The following is a 16,542-nucleotide window of genomic DNA, read 5'->3' as shown; positions in this document are numbered from 1 at the left end:
CCACCCCGTGACCCAGACCCCGACCCGGCCGACCGTGCGTCGGCGTCCCACGATGGTCGACGTGGCCCGGCGGGCCGACGTCAGCCTGAAGACGGTCTCCCGGGTCGTCAACGACGAGCCGGTGGGTCAGGAGCTGGTCGGCCGGGTGCTGGCCGCGATCGCCGAGCTGGGCTTCCGGCGTAACGACATCGCTCGTAACCTGCGCTCCCGGCAGCTCAACGCCACCGTGGGGCTGCTGATCGAGGAGATCGCCAACCCGTTCTACGCGACCATCGCCAGCGTCGCCGCCGAGATCGCCGCCGCCCACGGCACCATGCTGATCACCGCGTCGTCGGAGGAGGACCCGGAGCGGGAACGCGCCCTGCTCCAGGACTTCACCCAGCGCCGGGTCGACGGCCTGCTGGTGGTGCCGGCGGGCCTGGACCACTCGTTCCTGCGTCGCGAGGTCGAGCTGGGCATGCCTGTGGTGTTCCTGGACCGGCCGCCGCAGGGGCTGCAAGCCGACGCCGTGCTGTTGGACAACCGAGGTGGCAGCCACGCCGGGGTAAGCGCGCTGCTCGACGAGGGACACCGACGGGTCGGGCTGCTGCTCGGCGCGCCGAGCGTGCCCACCATGCGGGAGCGGCTGGCGGGGGCGCGGGCGGCACTGGACGCCGCCGGGGTCGAGCCGGACGAGACGCTGATCCGTGAGCGGCTCATCGCGCCCGAGGAGGCCGGGCGGGCGGTCGCCGCGCTGCTCGACCTTCCGGAGCCGCCCACCGCGTTCTTCTGCGCCAACAACCGGCTCACCGTCGGCGCGCTTCAGGAGCTGCACCGGCGGGGCAGTGACGCCGCGCTGGTCGGCTTCGACGACTTCGAACTGGCCCACCTGATGCCCCGACCGCTGACCGTCGTCGCGTACGACACGAGGGAGCTGGCGAGAGTCGCCACCGAGCGGCTGTTCCAACGAGTAGCCGGCGACGACACCCCACCCTCGATCACTGTCCTCCCGACCAGGCTGCTGAAGCGCGGCCTGACCTGACCCGCGCCCTCGCGCCCCCGCGCTCGCCCCGCCCCGCCCCGCCCCGCCCCGCCCCGCGATCTTGCAGTTTCGGTTGCCGTTTTGCGGCAGACGACCCGATTTGTCGGGACAGAAAGTGCAAGATCGCGGGGGGCAGGGGCGGGGCAGGGGCGGGCGGGCGGGCGGGGTTAGCTTGCGGGGTTCAGGAGTTTGTCCACCTCGGCGCGGGTCGGCGGGTCGGCGCCTCGGCGGCCGCAGGTCAGCGCGGCCACAGTGGCGGCCTGCCGGAGCACCTCCGCCCACTGCTGCGGGGTCACCGCGGCGAGCCGGTCGGCCGGCCGGTCACCGAGCGCGTCGAGGTCGGCCAGCGCGGCCAACAGCCCACCGGTGAACGAGTCGCCGGCACCGACGGTGTCGACCACTGTGGTGCGGACCGCTGGCTCCTCGTGCAACGAGCCGTCCGGCGCGAGCAGCCAGGCGCCGTCCCCGCCCCGGGTCACCACGGCACAGGACACGCCGGCCGTACGCCATTCGGTCATCACGTCGGCCACCGAACGGTCCGGGTAGAGCCAGGCCAGGTCCTCGTCGCTGGCCTTGACCAGGTGCGCGAGGGGTATCTGTCGGCGTACCCGCTCCTGCTCCGCCGCCCGGTCGGTGACGATGCTCGGCCGCAGGTTGAGGTCGATGGAGACGGTGAGCCCGTCGCGCCGGCGTTCCCGGGCGAGCAGGCCCTCCAGCGCGTCCGCGCCGGGTGCCAGCGCGAGCGCGAGGGACCCGGTGTGCAGCGCGATCACCGGTGACCCGGCCAGCTCGGGCAACTCCTGCGGCGTCCACTGCCAGTCGGCCGCGCCGGCCAGCCGGAACTCGTAGCTGGCCTGCCCGGCGGTGTTCAGTGTGGCCACCGCCACCGACGTGGGCTCCTCGGCGCGTACCGCCCACTCCAGGCCCACCCGGTTGGCGCTCAGATGCTCGACGAGTTGCCGACCGTACTCGTCGCCGGCGAGCCGGGCCAGCAGCCGTACCGGCTGGTCGAGCCGGGCCACTGTGACAGCGACGTTGGCCGGGGAGCCACCCGGGACGGCCCGCTGCCCCTCGGCGGTGACGACCAGGTCGATCAGTGCCTCACCCGCGACGACGATCACGCGGTCACCTCCCCCGGTGCGAGCGGGCCGGGGCCGCCGAGCCCGTCGGCCGCGCGGGACAGCAGTACCGCCTGGTAGGCGTGGTAGACGTCCGGTCGGCCGTGCCAGACCGTGTCGGCGGGCAGGTTCTGCGCGTCCAACTCGTGCCGCCATCCGGTCTGGTCGATGAGGCTGCGACGGGCGTACGCCCAGAAGACCCGGTACCAGTCGAGGTAGACCGCGTCCCCGGTGCGGCGGTGCAGTGTGATCGCCGCGCCGATGGCCTCGGCGAGAACCCAGTGCATCCGGGAGCGCACCACCGGGCGGTCGTCCCAGTCGATCGTGTAGACGAAGCCGTCGGCGCCGTCGACAGCCCAGCCGCGACGCACGGCGGCGGCGAACAGGGCGCGGGCGTCGGCGAGCAGCCAGCGGGGTGGCTGCGGCAGCACCGCCTCCAACTCCAGCAGCAGCCGGGCCCACTCCAGCCAGTGCCCGATCGTGGAGCCGTACGGCCGGAACGGGTCGGCGGGCTGGTCCCGGTTGTAGTCGGGCAGGGGCGTCCAGTCGGTGGTGAAGTGCTCGGGCAGTCGCCAGTCGTGCCGGGCCGCCTCACCGTGCACGAGGTGGGTGGCGATCCGCAGGGCCCGGTCGGCCCAGCTCGCGTCGCCGGTGGCGGCGGCAGCGGCGAGGTACGCCTCGACCATGTGCATGCTGCTGTTGGCGCCCCGGTAGTCCTCGGTGACCGTCCAGTCCCGGTTCCACGATTCGCGGACCGCGCCAACCTCGTCGTCCCAGAACCGGTCCCGCACGACCGCCAGCACGTCGGCGAGCAACCGGTCCGCGCCGGGCCGGCCGGCGCGTGCGGCGCTGGAGGCGGCGAGCAGGACGAACGCGTGGTCGTAGCCGGCCTTGCGGTCGTTGACGGGCACTCCCTGCTGGTCCACCGCGCCGAACCAGCCGCCGTACCGGTCGTCGCGCAGGAGCGTGCTGAGCGCGGCGATCCCGTGGTCGACCAGGGCGGCGGCGTCCGGGTCGCCGTTGCGGTGGGCGAGGGCGGCCACGTGGGTCATCCGGCAGGTGATCCAGGTGTGGATCGGTTCGCCGCGGTCCGGGGTGCGGTCGTCGGTGAGCCACCAGAAGCCGCCCTCGGGCCGGACCGAGCGGCGGGCGGTGTCGAGCAGCGTCCGGGTCTGATCGACGAGGAAGTCGTCCAGATCGGGCAGGTCTGGCGACCCCGCCGGAGTGGGGGTCGTTGCGGCGTCGGATCGGGGCACGTCGGTCATTTCAGCTGGTCACCGTCGGGTAGGAAAGGGACATACGGCCAGGATCGGCGGACGGACCGGGTCCGCGCCGCAAAACCGCCAACGGTACGCCACGAATCGACTGGCCAGGGTCGACGCGCGCCGGGAGCTTTTGCTCCCATTTGCCCGTTGACATCGTTGTCACCACTCAACCCTGCTCTGGCAGCCGGTCGACTGTCAATTCCGGCTGCGTCACACCGCCCCGGGACAGCGCCGATCAGTAGTAGTCGTCGATCGGCCGGCGTGCCTCGTCGAACAGAGCCGGCCCCTCGTAGCGGACCGGAGGCAGCGGCGGAGTGGCCGGCTTGACCTCCTCGAACTGCTCGGTGGACAGCGCGTACACCACCCGCCCGAGGCCGGACCTGTCGATCGCCGTCGCGCACATCGCGCAGGGCTGGCAACTGGTGAACATCGTGGTGCCGGCGGCCACCTCTGGGGAGAGTTCCCGAGCCGCCCAGCGGGCCAGCTTCAACTCCGGATGGGCGCTGATGTCCGCGTCGGAGACCACTGTGTTGTGGTCCTCGATCAGGACGACGCCGGCCGCGTCGACCAGCAACGAGCCGAACGGCCGTTCGCCGGAAGCCCCCGCTCGCCTGGCGATGTCCACTGCGTGGCGGAGAAACTTCTCGTCGTCGGGGGTCATCGGTCCTCCTGGGTTGCGTGATGTGCGGCCACTGCGGCAAGGGTCCGCCAGGCGCGTTCGGGCTGGCGGATCTCGGTCAGGTCGCCGTTGAACGGGTCCAGCACCACCGTCTCCGCGCCGAGCACACGAAGCTGGTCGAGGTCGGCGACGATCTGATCGATGGTGCCGACACCGGCGAGTCGGTCCGGGTCGGCGATCGGTTCCCGGGTCTCCTGGAGCGCGATCCGCGGCACCAACGCGGGCGCCGGACGACCCAGCTCGTCGGCGATGGCAGTCAACCGTCCGACCGCCTCGGCCAGCCGTCCCGGCGTGACGCGCAGCGGGTGCCAGGCGTCACCGAGCAGTACCGCGCGGCGCATGCCGGCTTCGCTGTTGCCACCGACCCAGATCGGGATCGCATCCGTGTCGTAGTCCTCGGTGTCCCGCCAGGCCGCACGCATGGTGCGCAGGTACTCGTCGGTCAGCGCGCCGCGCTGCCGGAACGGCACGCCGAGCGCCTCGAACTCCTGCCGGGCCCAGCCGACGCCGACACCGAGGACGAGCCGGCCGCCGCTGAGCCGGTTGAGGTTCGCCGCCATCCGGGCCGTGAGCAGCGGGTGTCGGTACGGCACGATGAGCACAGTGGTGCCCAGCCGGACCCGGCTGGTCACACCGGCCAGCCAGGACAGCGTGGTGAACGGCTCGTAGAACGGCGCCGGATACTGCTCGGCCACGTCCGGGGTCACCGCGATGTGATCGGAGACCATCAACAGGTCGAAGCCGAGACCCTCCACCGTCTGCGCCCACCGACGCAGGACGTCGGGGTCGGTGCCCGGGGCGAAGTTCGGTACGTTCACGCCAATCTGCACCTGTCCACGCTAGCCACTGTGGACCGGCGTGTGAACGCCGTGGCCGGCTGGATCACCTGGCAGCCGGCACGAATCGCCGCACGGCTCAGGAGGGCCAGATGGATCTGCCCGAGGGACTTGACTGGGTACGCGGAACACCCGTCGGCCGCGCCTGGCTGGCCGCACTTCCGACGTGGCTGACCGAGTGCGCCGAGCGGTGGTCGCTGCGGGTCGGTCCGCCCTTCCGGCAGGCGTACGCCTCACTGGCGCTCCCCGCCGACCTGCCCGACGGCACGGCGGCGGTGCTGAAGCTCCAGTATCCCGACGAGGAAAGCCGGCACGAGGCCGACGCCTTGGCCCGCTGGAACGGCGACGCGGCGATCCGTCTGCTCGCCCACGACCCCGGGCGGCGCGCCCTGCTGCTCGAACGCTGCCAGCCCGGCACTCCCCTGCACGACCTTCCGGCGGACCGGGCGCTGGACGCGGTGATCGGGCTACTCCCCCGGCTCTGGCGACCAGCCGGCGCGCCGTTCACCCCGCTGGCGCAGGAGGCGGCGGGTTGGATCGACCGGATGCCCCGGGCCTGGGAACGGGCCGGCCGACCGTACGAGCGGCGGCTGCTCGATGCCGCGCTCGACCTGCTCACCGGCCTGGCGTCTCGCCAGGGTGAGCAGGTGCTTGTCAATCAGGACCTGCACGCCGGCAACATCCTCGCCGCCGACGCGCTCGCCGAGGACCGAGGGCCGTGGTTGGCCATCGACCCCAAGCCGCTGACCGGGGAACGGGAGTTCTCGGTCGTGCCGATGGTGCGCGGCCCGGAGTTGGGCCACTCACCGACCGCGGTCCGGCACCGGCTGGACCGGCTCAGCACCGAACTGGGGTTGGACCGGGAACGTGTCCGGGGTTGGACGATCGGGCACACGCTGGCCTGGAGCGTCGCCGACGACCTGATCTTCCCCGAGAAGATCGAGGTGGTCCGCTGGCTGCTCGACACCCGGGCAGGTTAGCCGGCCTGGCAGGTGGGGCACCAGTACAGGTTGCGGCCGGCCAGCTCGCCTCGGCTGATGTCGGTGCCGCAGACGTGGCAGGGCGCTCCCGGGCGGCGGTAGACGTACACCTCGCCACCGTGCCGGTCCACCCGCGCCGGCCGGCCCATCGCCTCCGGCAGGTGCGTGTCGCGGACCGTGTCGATCCGGCCCTGCCCGACCGCGAGCCGCATCAGCCCGACCAGGTCGGCCCAGAGCGCGTCCCAGCCGGGTCTGGTCACCTGTCGGCCGGGCATCGTGGGCGGCAGCCCCGCCCGGAACAGCGCCTCGGTCACGAAGATCAAGCCGGTGCCGGCCACCACCGACTGGTCCAGCAGCAGCGCGGCGAGAGGTGTGGGGCTGCGGGCGATCCGGGCGTACGCCCGCTCCGGGTCGGCGTCGGCGCGCAGCGGATCCGGCCCGAGGCGGTCCCGCAGCGCGGCCACCTCGGGTGGGGTGAGCAGCTCACAGGCCGTGGGCCCGCGCAGGTCGAGCCAGTGCCGGTCGCTGGCCAGTCGCAGCCGCACCTGCCCGACCGGCTCCGGCGGCTCCCCCGCCCCGTCGGTGAACTTGCCGTACAACCCGAGGTGTACGTGCAGGGTCAGCTCGCCGGCGTAGTGATGCAGCAGGTGCTTGCCGTACGCCTCGGTGCCGTCCAGCACCGTCCCGGTGAGCCGGGCGGCACCCTCGGCGAAGCGGCCCTGTGGGCTCGCGGCGTGCAGCTTGTCCCCGGCGAACAGCTCGGCGTGCCGGGCCGCCAGGCGATGGATCGTGTGTCCCTCTGGCACAGGTGCCAAGGATAGCCAGCCCCGCCCGACCGGCCCGCGCGCCGATCGACTCGGCCCCGCCGCCGCCTTGATCGACTCGGGTTCAAGGAAACCGGGGCGTCCACGTAGGCGGGACACCCCGACTTCAAGGAAGGCGAGTCGATCAAGGCCGGGCCCAACCGGGACCAGCGCCGGTCAGGCAGGTCTCGGCGGCCGTACCCAGGATTGGTGTCAGGAAACGCCCAGGTGGGTATCTGAGGGGCGACACCGCGTGGGTGCCACCCTTTCCGTCGGCCACCACGCATTCATCAGGAGGTGTGTAGTGGTCAGGATTCCTTCGCTGTCCCGCCGGTCCGAGCCGGCACCGACGCGGGACGAGAACCTCGACGGCCGCGTGGACGGCCGCGACACCCCGGTCACCGAGACCGGTCAGTCCGACGACAGCGCCGGCCGCCCGGTGGTCACCGACCGGGACGCCGACCAGACGACGTACCGCAGCGCAGGCGCGACCGGCGGCCAGACCAGCGAGGCCGAGCGGCGAGCCAACGAGCGGGCGGCGGTGGCCCGAGCCGCCACCGCGCGACCGGCGGAGACCGAGCCCCGGGGCACCGCTCGCCCGGTCGCGCCCGAGCCCGTGAACGGCACGGACCGCCCGGTCGCGCCCGAGCCCCTGAACGGCACGACCCGCCCGGTCACGCCGGAGCCCCCCACCGGCACCGCCCACAAGGTGGAGACCGAGTCCCGGCCAGTCGTCGCCCCGACCGTGGCGCGCACCGCCGAGCGGGACGCCGACCTGGACAGCACCACCCGTGAGCCGGACACCACCGACCGCCCGGTCGACCCGACCCCGGGTGTGAACACGCCCGAGCCGCCGGTGACGCGTGGCCCGAAGCCGCGGGCCAGCCTGCTCGCCACCCTCGGCCTGATCGTGTCGGTCGTCGCCGCGATGTTCGTGCTGACCGGGACCCTGGCCGGGTACGGCATCGGGCTCGGTGCCTTCGGTGCGGTGCTGGCGGTGCTCGGCCTGATGGCCACCCGCCGTCGGCACGTCGCCGGCAAGACCGACGCGCTCTTCGGCGTGCTGATCGGGCTGGCCGCGGTCGTGATCGGGGTGCTCGCGATGACCGGCCAGTTCGACTGGCCGACCACCGACGGCGACTGGGTGTCGCGCTTCCGGGAGTGGCTTGACTCACAGTTTGTGGATCGTTTCTAGCGGGCACTGTTCCGCTCGCCGGTGATGCACCGGCGAACAGCCGGCGGTTCGCCGGCAGCCCGATCAGTCCGGTGGTTCACCGGCCGGGCGACACCCTTTCAGGGGCGGCGGTTCGCCGCCCCTGAAGTGTGTCCGGGGCCGAATGCCGACCAGGCAGCCTCCAACGCAACGATTCGCAGTCCGAGAGCGCCCAGACGCAACGAATCTTCGGTCTGCGCAACTCTCGGTGGTGGATCCTGCCGCTGACGCCGCATACCGTTGAGCAACGGCGCCAGCCCGTGGGCCACGGTGGCCGGGCGCGCCCGACCCCTGGGAGCAGGACAATGACGATGGACGCCACCAGCCAGCGCCTGTTGATGTGCCGGCCGACGTACTTCGCCGTCGATTACGCGATCAACCCCTGGATGGACCCGAGCGCGCCGGTCGACGCCGCGCTGGCCGTCCGGCAGTGGGAGCAGCTGCGCCAGACGTACCTTGACCTGGGCCACACCGTCGAGGAGATCACTCCGGTGCCCGGCCTGCCCGACATGGTCTTCGCCGCCAACGGCGGCACCGTGATCGACGGCAAGGCGATGGCAGTGCAGTTCCGGGACCCGCAGCGCGCCGACGAGGCGCCGGCGTACCGGGCCTGGTTCGAGGCCGCCGGCTTCGAGATGTACGACCCGAAGCACGTCAACGAGGGTGAGGGCGACGTCCTGCTGGCCGGTGACCACCTGCTGGCCGGTACCGGCTTCCGCACGGCGCACGCCGCGCACGCCCAGTTGCAGGAGGTCTTCGGCTACCCGGTGATCACCATGCAGCTTGTCGACCCGCGCTTCTACCACCTGGACACCGCGTTGACAGTGCTCGACGAGCGGACCGTGGCGTACCTGCCGGAGGCGTTCTCCCCCGGCAGCCAGGCCGTGCTGCGCCGGCTCTTCCCCGACGCGGTGCACGCCACGATGGCCGACGCCGAGGTGCTGGGGCTGAACGCGGTCAGCGACGGGCGGCACGTGGTGCTGCCCGCGCAGGCAACCGACCTGGCCGCCAAGCTGCGCGACCGGGGCTACGAGACCATCGGGGTCGACCTGTCCGAGCTACGTAAGGCCGGCGGCGGACCGAAGTGCTGCACGCTGCGACTCCGTCAGGGAAAGGCAAGCAAGTGATCGTGGATGACAAGCTGCGTACGCCGGGAGCGGTCCGGGACGCCGAGCGCTGGACTGCGCACAACTACCACCCGCTGCCTGTGGTGATCTCGTCCGCCGAGGGCGCCTGGCTCACCGATGTGGACGGCCGCCGCTACCTGGACTGCCTGGCCGGCTACTCCGCGCTGAACTTCGGTCACCGGCACCCGCAGCTGATCGCCGCAGCGCACACCCAACTGGACCGGCTGACGCTGACCAGCCGGGCGTTCATCCACGACCAGTTCGCCGACTTCTGCCGGGAGCTGGCCGAGCTGTGCGGCAAGGACCTCGTCCTGCCGATGAACACCGGCGCCGAGGCGGTGGAGACCGGGATCAAGGTGGCCCGCAAGTGGGGCTACCAGGTCAAGGGCGTGGCCGCCGGGCAGGCCAACATCGTGGTCGCCGAGGGCAACTTCCACGGGCGTACCACCACCATCGTGAGCTTCTCCACCGACGAGGACGCCCGCGCCGACTTCGGGCCGTACACGCCGGGGTTCACTGTCGTGCCGTACGGCGACCTGGACGCGCTGACCGCCGCGATCGACGAGAACACAGTGGCCGTGCTGCTGGAGCCGATCCAGGGTGAGCAGGGTGTGGTGGTGCCGCCGGAGGGCTACCTGCCAGGCGTACGCCAGGTCTGCACCGAACGCGACGTGCTGTTCATCGCCGACGAGATCCAGTCGGGTCTGGGGCGTACCGGCGCGACCTTCGCCTGTGACCACGAGGGCGTCGTGCCCGACATGTACCTGCTCGGCAAGGCGCTCGGCGGCGGCATCGTGCCGGTCTCCGCGGTGGCCGCGAATGCCGACGTGCTCGGCGTGCTCAAGCCCGGCCAGCACGGCTCCACGTTCGGCGGCAACCCGCTCGCCTGCGCGGTGGCCATCGAGGTGGTCCGGCTGCTGGCGACCGGCGAGTTCCAGCGCCGCTCGGCCGAGCTGGGTGAGCGGCTGCGGGCCGGCCTGGAAGGGCTGGTCGGCAAGGGTCTCGTCGGGGTACGCGTCCGTGGCCTGTGGGCCGGTCTGGACATCGACCCGGCGCTGATGAGCGGTCGGGAGGCGTGCGAGCGGCTGGCCGAGCGTGGAGTGCTCGCCAAGGACACCCACGGCTCCACCATCCGGCTCGCCCCACCGCTGGTGATCACCGAGGAGGAGATCGACCTGGCGGTGACCCAGCTGGCCGAGGTGCTGGCCGGCTGACCCAGGAACGTGGTGAAAGGCGGGCGTCGGGATTCCGGCGCCCGCCTTTCGCGTCAGGGACGGGGTAGGCGCATGGCCATCGTCGGGGCCTCGGCCATCACCGAGGTGGGCGTGAACGGTGCGCCGGTGGGCAACTCCTCGGCCCGACCGATCTGCACCCCCGGGTACAGCTCCACCATGTCGTTCTCGCCCAGCACCCGGGACTGCTGAGGGGCCAGCGGGATCCGGTCGGACTCAGTCATCGAACCGGCCGGGCGGATGCCGGAGCCGTTGGTGCTGACGTCGGTCACGATGACCTCGCCGACCCGCAGCTCGAAGCGGACGTGACCACGGCTGATCCACCGCCGTGCCTCGTCGTTGAGCCACTGCCCGAGCATGATCCCGCCGTCCTGCTCGGGAGCCCGACCGGCCACGATCGGCTGCTCCTCGCTGAGCACGAACCGCCGCCGGACCAGGCCGCCGACGCGCACCGCGAGCACCTCGGTACGCGGACGCGGGCCGCCGTCACCGAGCCGTACGCCGTGTCGGGGGCAGGTCGGCACGCCGTTGCGCAGCGCGGGAGGCGGCTGTGCGGCGGGGCTGCGGTCGGCACCCCCGGCCAGGTCGGCGAACGCGCCACCCCCACCAGCACCGCCGAACAACGCGCAGCCCGACTCCGGGCAGCGCCACTGGCGGGCCAGCAGCTTGACGCCGGTCGGCGACCGTTTGCCGGCCACCGGCGAGTGCCCACCACCGACGTGCGCGATGAACACCGGCCCGCCGGCGCCCGGCACCGGCGCGACCACCCGACCGGGCTGCTCGACGAGCCAGGGGAACCGACCGCGCAACCCGTCGAAGCGGACCCGGCTGAGCACCGGCAGACCGAGCAGGTCGGCGACCTCCAACATCCGGTCACCCGGGTTGTCGAGCACCTCGACGAGCCCGTCGTCGGCCCAGCGGCGGACGACCATCCGCTCGTTGGAGGTGAGGTCGGCGTCGGAGAGCAACGCCCGGTGCACGACCGCGTAGACCTGGACGCTGTCCTCCTCCAACTCGCGGGAGAGCGCGTCGATGACCATGCCGAGGCGCAGCAGGCTGGCCGGCCGGCCACCGTCGATGTCCTGGTAGCGGATCACCTCGGCCAGGTCGATCACGGCTCGGGCCAGTGACGGGTCGGTGCAGACGCGACCTTCGATGGCGTCCAACACCTTGCTGATCTCAAATCTCATGCCGCGCTCCGGACGATGTCGTCGATCCGCCCGGCCAACTCGATGTCCCGGTGAGTGACCCCACCGGCCGAGTGCGTGACACAGCGGAAGGTCAGGGTCCGCCATCGGATGTCGATGTCGGGATGGTGGTCGAGCTCCTCGGCCACCGTCGCCACCCGGTCCACCACAGCGATGGCCGCCGGGAAACTGCCGAGCTGGGCGGTACGACCGATGCCGGTCGGGTCGCCCGACCAGTCGGGCAACCGGCTCAGCTCTTCTCGCACCGCGTCCGCGGTGAGCAGGTCTGCCATGACCAGACCTTACCGGTGGCGCATGCAGGGAGCCGGACGCGCCACCGGCGGTGGCGGCGGACTGCCAGAAACGCGACGGCGGGGCGGCATCATCAGATGCCACCCCGCCGATCGGTATCGCGTCAGCCGCGCAGCGGCCGCCCCACCTCGTGCAGGTGACCGAGCGCCTGCCGGTACGACTCGACCAGCCCGGTCTCGGCGTACGGGATGCCCTGCTCGACGCAGTAGGCGCGCACGATCGGCTGGGCCCGGCGCAGGTTGGCGCGGGGCATGTTCGGGAAGAGGTGATGCTCGATCTGGTAGTTGAGACCGCCGAGCGTGGCGTCCACCAGTCGACTGCCGCGCACGTTGCGGGAGGTCAGCACCTGCTTGCGCAGGAAGTCCAGCTCGTCCTCGGCGGTCGGCATCGGCATGCCCTTGTGGTTCGGCGCGAACGCGCAGCCCATGTAGAGGCCCCACAGCGCCTGGTGCACGACGGCGAAGAGCAGCGCCTTGACCGGGGACATGACCGCCAACAGCAGCGCCACGTAGGCGGCGGTGTGCGCGACGAGCAACGCTGCCTCGACCGCCCGGTGCCGCATCGGGACGGCGTACTTGCCGTCCTCCCGGCCGACGATCGCCCGGATGCTCGCCACGTGCAGGCTCAGACCCTCAAGCAGCAGCATCGGGAAGAAGAAGTACGCCTGCCGCTGAGCCATCCAACGGCCGAACCCACGGGTCTCCAACGCCTGCTCGGGCGTCCACACCAGGGCCCCCGCGCCGACGTCCGGGTCCTCGTCCTCGTGGTTCGGGTTGGCGTGGTGCCGGTTGTGCTTGTCGACCCACCAGCCGTAGCTGATCCCCACCGCCACGTTGCCGGCGAGCAGCCCCACCACCTCGCTGGGGCCACGCCGACGGAACATCTGGCGGTGCCCGGCGTCGTGACCGAGGAACGCGACCTGGGTGGTGGCCACCGCCATCAGGGCCGCGAGCGGAAGCTGCCACCAGGAGTCGCCGAGCAGGACAACGGCCACCCAGCCGGCCACGAAGGCACCAAGGGTGAACACGATGCGGGTGACATACCAGCCCGGGCGCCGCTCCAGCAGGCCCGCCTGGCTGATCCGTCGGGACAGCTGTGCGTAGTCACTACCTCGCCGTCGTACCGGCGGTTCCGCCACCGCTCCGAGCGCCATCGCTGCTCCCGTTCCGCTTGCGCCCGTACCAGGGTGGTTCGGGCTTAATGTCAAGTCTCCCGATCGCGGTAGCGGTGAGTAACCCCGACAACCCCCGAATGGGGGGTAGGGCAGGCCCTACCCCTACGGGCTCGACTCAGCCGAGTCGGCCCACCGCGGCGCGCAGTCGAGCCAGGTCACGTCGACGCCGCTCATAGGTGGCGGCGAGCCCGACCAGCGCCAGCCCGCCGACCCCCAGGTAGATCCAACGGGGCAGCAGGTCCCACCCTCGGGCCAGCTCGTGCAGCGCCAACAGCGTCAGCACCCCGCCCCCCAGCAGCACCGGCGCCTGCCAGCGGCGGGTCGCGCCGGCCAGCACCGCGCCGGTCGCCGCCGCGCCGAGGAGCAGCCGCCGCCACGGCTGTGGGTCCGCCCCGGCCAGCACCGACACGAGGCTGGGCAGCAACGCCGCGACCAGCCCAGGGCCGAGGGCCGGCCAGCTGGTCAACCCCGCTCGGGTACGCAGCGCCAGCAGACCCGCGCCGATGGCGAGCGCCGCAGCCGGCAGGGTGTACGCCTCCAGCACTGTCACCCCACCGGCGGCCAGCAGCACCCAGGCCCCGAGCAACTCGCTGCCGGCGGCGATCCCTGCGAACGCCCACCGTCGACCGGCCGGTTCGCCCCGGCGCAGCAGCCGCAGCGCCACGGCGACACCCCAGAGCACGCAGACTGTGGCGAGGTGTCGTGCCACCTCGACGGTGAGCACCGCCGCCACCAGCGCGACAGCCTGCGCTGTGGCGTCCAGCACCCGTCCCAGCCGGGCCCGCGCCGGGGTGACCGCCGCGGCGGCCAGCACCAACGCGGCCACCGCCAGTAGTGGGTACGCGGCAGCCCGCAACGGCAGCCCACCGGCGAGCGGGGCGGTCACCGCCAACGCGGACGCCGCACCCACGGCGGCGAGACAACCGGCGACCCGTACCGCGAGGTTGCGCGCTCCGACGGTGACCGCGACCGCCGCCACCAGCAGCGCCCCCTCGGCCGCCAGCGTCCCGGCCCGGGTGGCCAGCAGACCGAGCACCCCGGAGGCCACCAGCACCACGCCGACCGGCAGGGCGACCGGTGCGAGCGCCGGGCGGGCCGCGGCCAGCGCGATGAACAGCAGCGCGCCCAGGCCGGCGAGCAGGACGGCGGCCGGCAGCATCGGCCACGGCGCGCCGACCGCGATGAGCAGCACCGGCAGCGCCGCCGCGGCGAACGGCAGCGCGGGCGGCACCGGCAGGCCGAACCGCCGACCGGCCAGCGCCCCGGCCGCCGCCAGTACGACCAGCGCGAACCCGATCGGGAGCACCGTCGGGTCGGCGACGACAGTGGGGACCCCCGACCACACCCGGCCCCGGACGCCGTAGGGCGACACGAGCGCGGTCAGCACCGTTGGCAGGGCCGCCAGGACGGCGACCACCGCCAGCGTTCCGCCGGCCGCCAGCACCAGCGCCGACCGGGCCGACTCGCGGTCATCGGTCGTCGGCCGGTCCCCGAGGGCCGCCTGACCGGCGGCGCTCGCCGACGGCAGCCAGCAGACACCCAGCGCGGCCAGCGCCGCGTACAGCGCGAGCGGCTCGTCACCCGCCCCGACCAGCGGCGCGAGGCCGGGCACGGCCACCGCCGCGACGGCGCCGGTCACCGCGTACCCGATCAGCTCCACCCGGTGGCGGCGGGCCGCGAGCGCCGCGACCAGCGACAGCCCGGCGGCGGCCAGCGCGAGCCGGGCCTGCCACCAGGGCGGCCCGCCCGCGGCGAACATCGCCACCGCCGCGATCCCGGGCAGCGCGAGCTGCCCGACCAGCAGACCCGCGCCGGCCACCCCCCGGTACGGGCCGGCCCCCCGTCGGACGGCGAGAGCCAGCCCGACCACGGCGAGCACGCCGAGCGCCACCAGGGCACCGATCGGGGTGGCCAGGGCCACCAGCAGCCCGTGCCCGAGCAGCACGGCGCCGCCGAGCGCACTGGTGCGCAGGGCGACCGGCGGGGTGCTCGGGCGGGCCAGCACGGCGAGCAGCAACGCGACCCCGCCGACCAGGTCGATGGCCACCACCTGAGGCCAGGAGGCCGTCCAACCGGCGGGCACGGCGAACAGCACCGCCACCGCGCCGGCCGTGGCGAGCACCCTCCGCGTGTGCCGAGGGAGCAGCAGCACAGTCGCGCCGATCGCCAGCGCCACAGCAGGTGCCAGCTGCCAACCCCAGCGCAGGTCCGGCCCCGTCCCAGCCCCGCCCCAGGGCGGCAGCGACCGGCCGACGGCGGCGACCGCCAGCCCGATGGTGATCAACACGGTGACCTGCGCCGTGCCCGCCGCGACGAACAGCGCACCCGCCCGCGGACCGGCCCGCCAACCGCCGCCACCGTCCAGCGCCGCCCCGGCCGCCGCCGGCAGGAGCCGCACGGCTGCGGCCATCCCCAGCGCCACAGTCGCCGCCGCCAGCAGCAGCAGGGACGGCCGCAGCTCCGCCACCGGACGCAGCAGGGCGGCGGCGAGCACCGGCACCAGCAGCCCGGCCGCCACCGCCCGCAGCGCCCGCCCCCCGACGAGCCAGGCCGCGCCGAACCCGGTCAGCGCGACCAGCAGCAGCGGCACCCCGGCCAGCAGTGGCGAGCCCCCCGCCCGCCCACTGACCAGCGGCACCACCGCGCACGCCGAGGCGCCAACCAGCGCGGCGACGTGACCGGCACCGGCCAACACCCGGCCGACGAGCTGCGCCGCCCCCTCCCGGCCCCGCAGCGCGGCCAGCACGGCCAGGTTCAGCGACGCCACCCCGAGCAGTACCAACGCCCAGCCCGCCGCACCCAACCCGGCCTCGGCGGCGAGCAGCGGCAACACCGGCTGGGCGGCCACCAGGGCGGCGAACCAGGGCCCCGTCAACCCGCTCCACCGGCCGTACGCCACGGCGACCGCCGCGCTGGCCCCCCCGACCAGCGCGGCGTACCTGCTGCCCGACCAGCCGGTCACACCGGCCAGGTCCACCGACCAGGCCGCGTAACCGTCCAGCACCACCAGCAGCAACCCCACCGCGGCGAACGTCTCCGCCGTACCGCGCAGCCCTCGGCGGACCGCCAGCAGCGGCACGCCCAGCGTGAGCGCGGTGAACACGGCCAGGATCAACGCCCGCCCGGCGACCCCCACCGCCGCCCAGGCGACCGCTGTGAACACCACAGCCGCGGTCCCCAGCAGAAGTCCACCGAGGACGAAGAGCAGACCCTGGACCGTCCGGGTAGAGGTCTCCGCCGCACCCGGTCGCGGATCCGTCGCGACACCGGGACCCGGGCCGATCGACGGCGCCGGGCCGACGAGAGGCGCCGGACGCGCCACGACCGAGGCCGCCATCCCGGCGCGGACGACCGCCGCCAGTTCGGCCCGCCGCCCGGACACTGTCGACAGGCGTCCCGCCAACTCGGTGTACGCGCGGCGCGCCCGCTCCACCTGCGGCTCAAGCTCGGCGACCTCCCGGCTCAGCCGAACCACCTCAGCGGCGATCGGGTCGGGCGCGCGTCGGCAGCCGGAGCAACCGGCGCTCAGATCGGCCGGTGCACCGCAGGCGGGGCAGGGGTAACGGGTGTCGTCCACCCGGTCATCATCGACAAC

General features: G+C 73.4%; 14 protein-coding genes. 5 read left to right on the top strand and 9 right to left on the bottom strand.

What is annotated here, in order from left to right; all coding sequences use genetic code 11:
* Nucleotides 1-7 precede the first annotated feature (7 nt).
* Entirely contained in the window at nucleotides 8-1,021 is a 1,014-nt protein-coding gene (locus NIE79_RS23445; RefSeq protein ID WP_372471766.1) for a LacI family DNA-binding transcriptional regulator, read from the top strand.
* Between the two features lie 167 nt (nucleotides 1,022-1,188).
* Here the strand turns inward: NIE79_RS23445 and NIE79_RS23440 are convergent, their stop codons facing one another.
* From NIE79_RS23440 to NIE79_RS23425, 4 genes are all read right to left on the bottom strand, one after another.
* Nucleotides 1,189-2,142: a carbohydrate kinase family protein gene (locus tag NIE79_RS23440; RefSeq protein ID WP_238680606.1), complete on the bottom strand. Its 954-nt coding sequence runs from the start codon at nucleotides 2,140-2,142 to the stop codon at nucleotides 1,189-1,191.
* Complete coding sequence (locus tag NIE79_RS23435) at nucleotides 2,139-3,404, bottom strand: AGE family epimerase/isomerase (RefSeq protein WP_308193214.1); 1,266 nt, start codon at nucleotides 3,402-3,404, stop codon at nucleotides 2,139-2,141. The genes NIE79_RS23440 and NIE79_RS23435 overlap by 4 nt, the downstream gene beginning before the upstream one ends.
* A gap of 235 nt (nucleotides 3,405-3,639) precedes the next feature.
* Entirely contained in the window at nucleotides 3,640-4,065 is a 426-nt protein-coding gene (locus NIE79_RS23430; RefSeq protein WP_238680605.1) for a nucleoside deaminase, read from the bottom strand.
* On the bottom strand, nucleotides 4,062-4,913 hold the full coding sequence (locus NIE79_RS23425; protein WP_238680604.1) for an LLM class flavin-dependent oxidoreductase: 852 nt from the start codon (nucleotides 4,911-4,913) through the stop codon (nucleotides 4,062-4,064). Before NIE79_RS23425 ends, NIE79_RS23430 begins: the two co-directional genes overlap by 4 nt.
* Before the next feature lie 98 nt (nucleotides 4,914-5,011).
* Here NIE79_RS23425 and NIE79_RS23420 point away from each other — a divergent pair, with 98 nt between their 5' ends.
* A complete protein-coding gene (locus tag NIE79_RS23420) occupies nucleotides 5,012-5,899 on the top strand; it encodes an aminoglycoside phosphotransferase family protein (protein ID WP_238680603.1) in 888 nt (295 codons plus the stop codon).
* On the opposite strand, the gene NIE79_RS23415 is transcribed toward NIE79_RS23420, so the two are convergent.
* Nucleotides 5,896-6,705: an Fpg/Nei family DNA glycosylase gene (locus NIE79_RS23415; RefSeq protein WP_238680602.1), complete on the bottom strand. Its 810-nt coding sequence runs from the start codon at nucleotides 6,703-6,705 to the stop codon at nucleotides 5,896-5,898. The genes NIE79_RS23420 and NIE79_RS23415 overlap by 4 nt on opposite strands.
* Before the next feature lie 301 nt (nucleotides 6,706-7,006).
* On the opposite strand from NIE79_RS23415, the gene NIE79_RS23410 reads away from it, so the two are divergent.
* The 3 genes from NIE79_RS23410 (at nucleotide 7,007) to rocD (ending at nucleotide 10,256) form a co-directional block, all read left to right on the top strand.
* Nucleotides 7,007-7,897: a sulfite exporter TauE/SafE family protein gene (locus tag NIE79_RS23410; protein WP_238680601.1), complete on the top strand. Its 891-nt coding sequence runs from the start codon at nucleotides 7,007-7,009 to the stop codon at nucleotides 7,895-7,897.
* Between the two features lie 329 nt (nucleotides 7,898-8,226).
* On the top strand, nucleotides 8,227-9,042 hold the full coding sequence (gene ddaH / locus NIE79_RS23405; RefSeq protein ID WP_181518433.1) for a dimethylargininase: 816 nt from the start codon (nucleotides 8,227-8,229) through the stop codon (nucleotides 9,040-9,042).
* The gene (gene rocD / locus NIE79_RS23400) at nucleotides 9,042-10,256 is read left to right on the top strand and encodes an ornithine--oxo-acid transaminase (protein WP_238680640.1); all 1,215 of its coding nucleotides are present in this window, start codon (nucleotides 9,042-9,044) and stop codon (nucleotides 10,254-10,256) included. The genes ddaH and rocD overlap by 1 nt, the downstream gene beginning before the upstream one ends.
* 53 nt (nucleotides 10,257-10,309) lie before the next feature.
* Here rocD and NIE79_RS23395 read toward each other — a convergent pair whose 3' ends face one another.
* From NIE79_RS23395 to NIE79_RS23380, 4 genes are all read right to left on the bottom strand, one after another.
* On the bottom strand, nucleotides 10,310-11,464 hold the full coding sequence (locus NIE79_RS23395) for an FHA domain-containing protein (RefSeq protein WP_238680600.1): 1,155 nt from the start codon (nucleotides 11,462-11,464) through the stop codon (nucleotides 10,310-10,312).
* Nucleotides 11,461-11,754, bottom strand: coding sequence for a 4a-hydroxytetrahydrobiopterin dehydratase (locus tag NIE79_RS23390; protein WP_238680599.1), 294 nt, complete (start codon nucleotides 11,752-11,754; stop codon nucleotides 11,461-11,463). Before NIE79_RS23390 ends, NIE79_RS23395 begins: the two co-directional genes overlap by 4 nt.
* A gap of 122 nt (nucleotides 11,755-11,876) precedes the next feature.
* Entirely contained in the window at nucleotides 11,877-12,926 is a 1,050-nt protein-coding gene (locus NIE79_RS23385) for a fatty acid desaturase family protein (RefSeq protein ID WP_238680598.1), read from the bottom strand.
* 136 nt (nucleotides 12,927-13,062) lie between these two features.
* The gene (locus NIE79_RS23380; protein ID WP_238680597.1) at nucleotides 13,063-16,524 is read right to left on the bottom strand and encodes an SCO7613 C-terminal domain-containing membrane protein; all 3,462 of its coding nucleotides are present in this window, start codon (nucleotides 16,522-16,524) and stop codon (nucleotides 13,063-13,065) included.
* Nucleotides 16,525-16,542 lie beyond the last annotated feature (18 nt).

The organism is Micromonospora trifolii (assembly GCF_022229005.1).
In the GTDB taxonomy this organism is placed as follows: domain Bacteria; phylum Actinomycetota; class Actinomycetes; order Mycobacteriales; family Micromonosporaceae; genus Micromonospora; species Micromonospora trifolii.
Note: the sequence above shows the minus strand (reverse complement) of the source record. Positions and strands in the feature narration are given on the sequence as shown.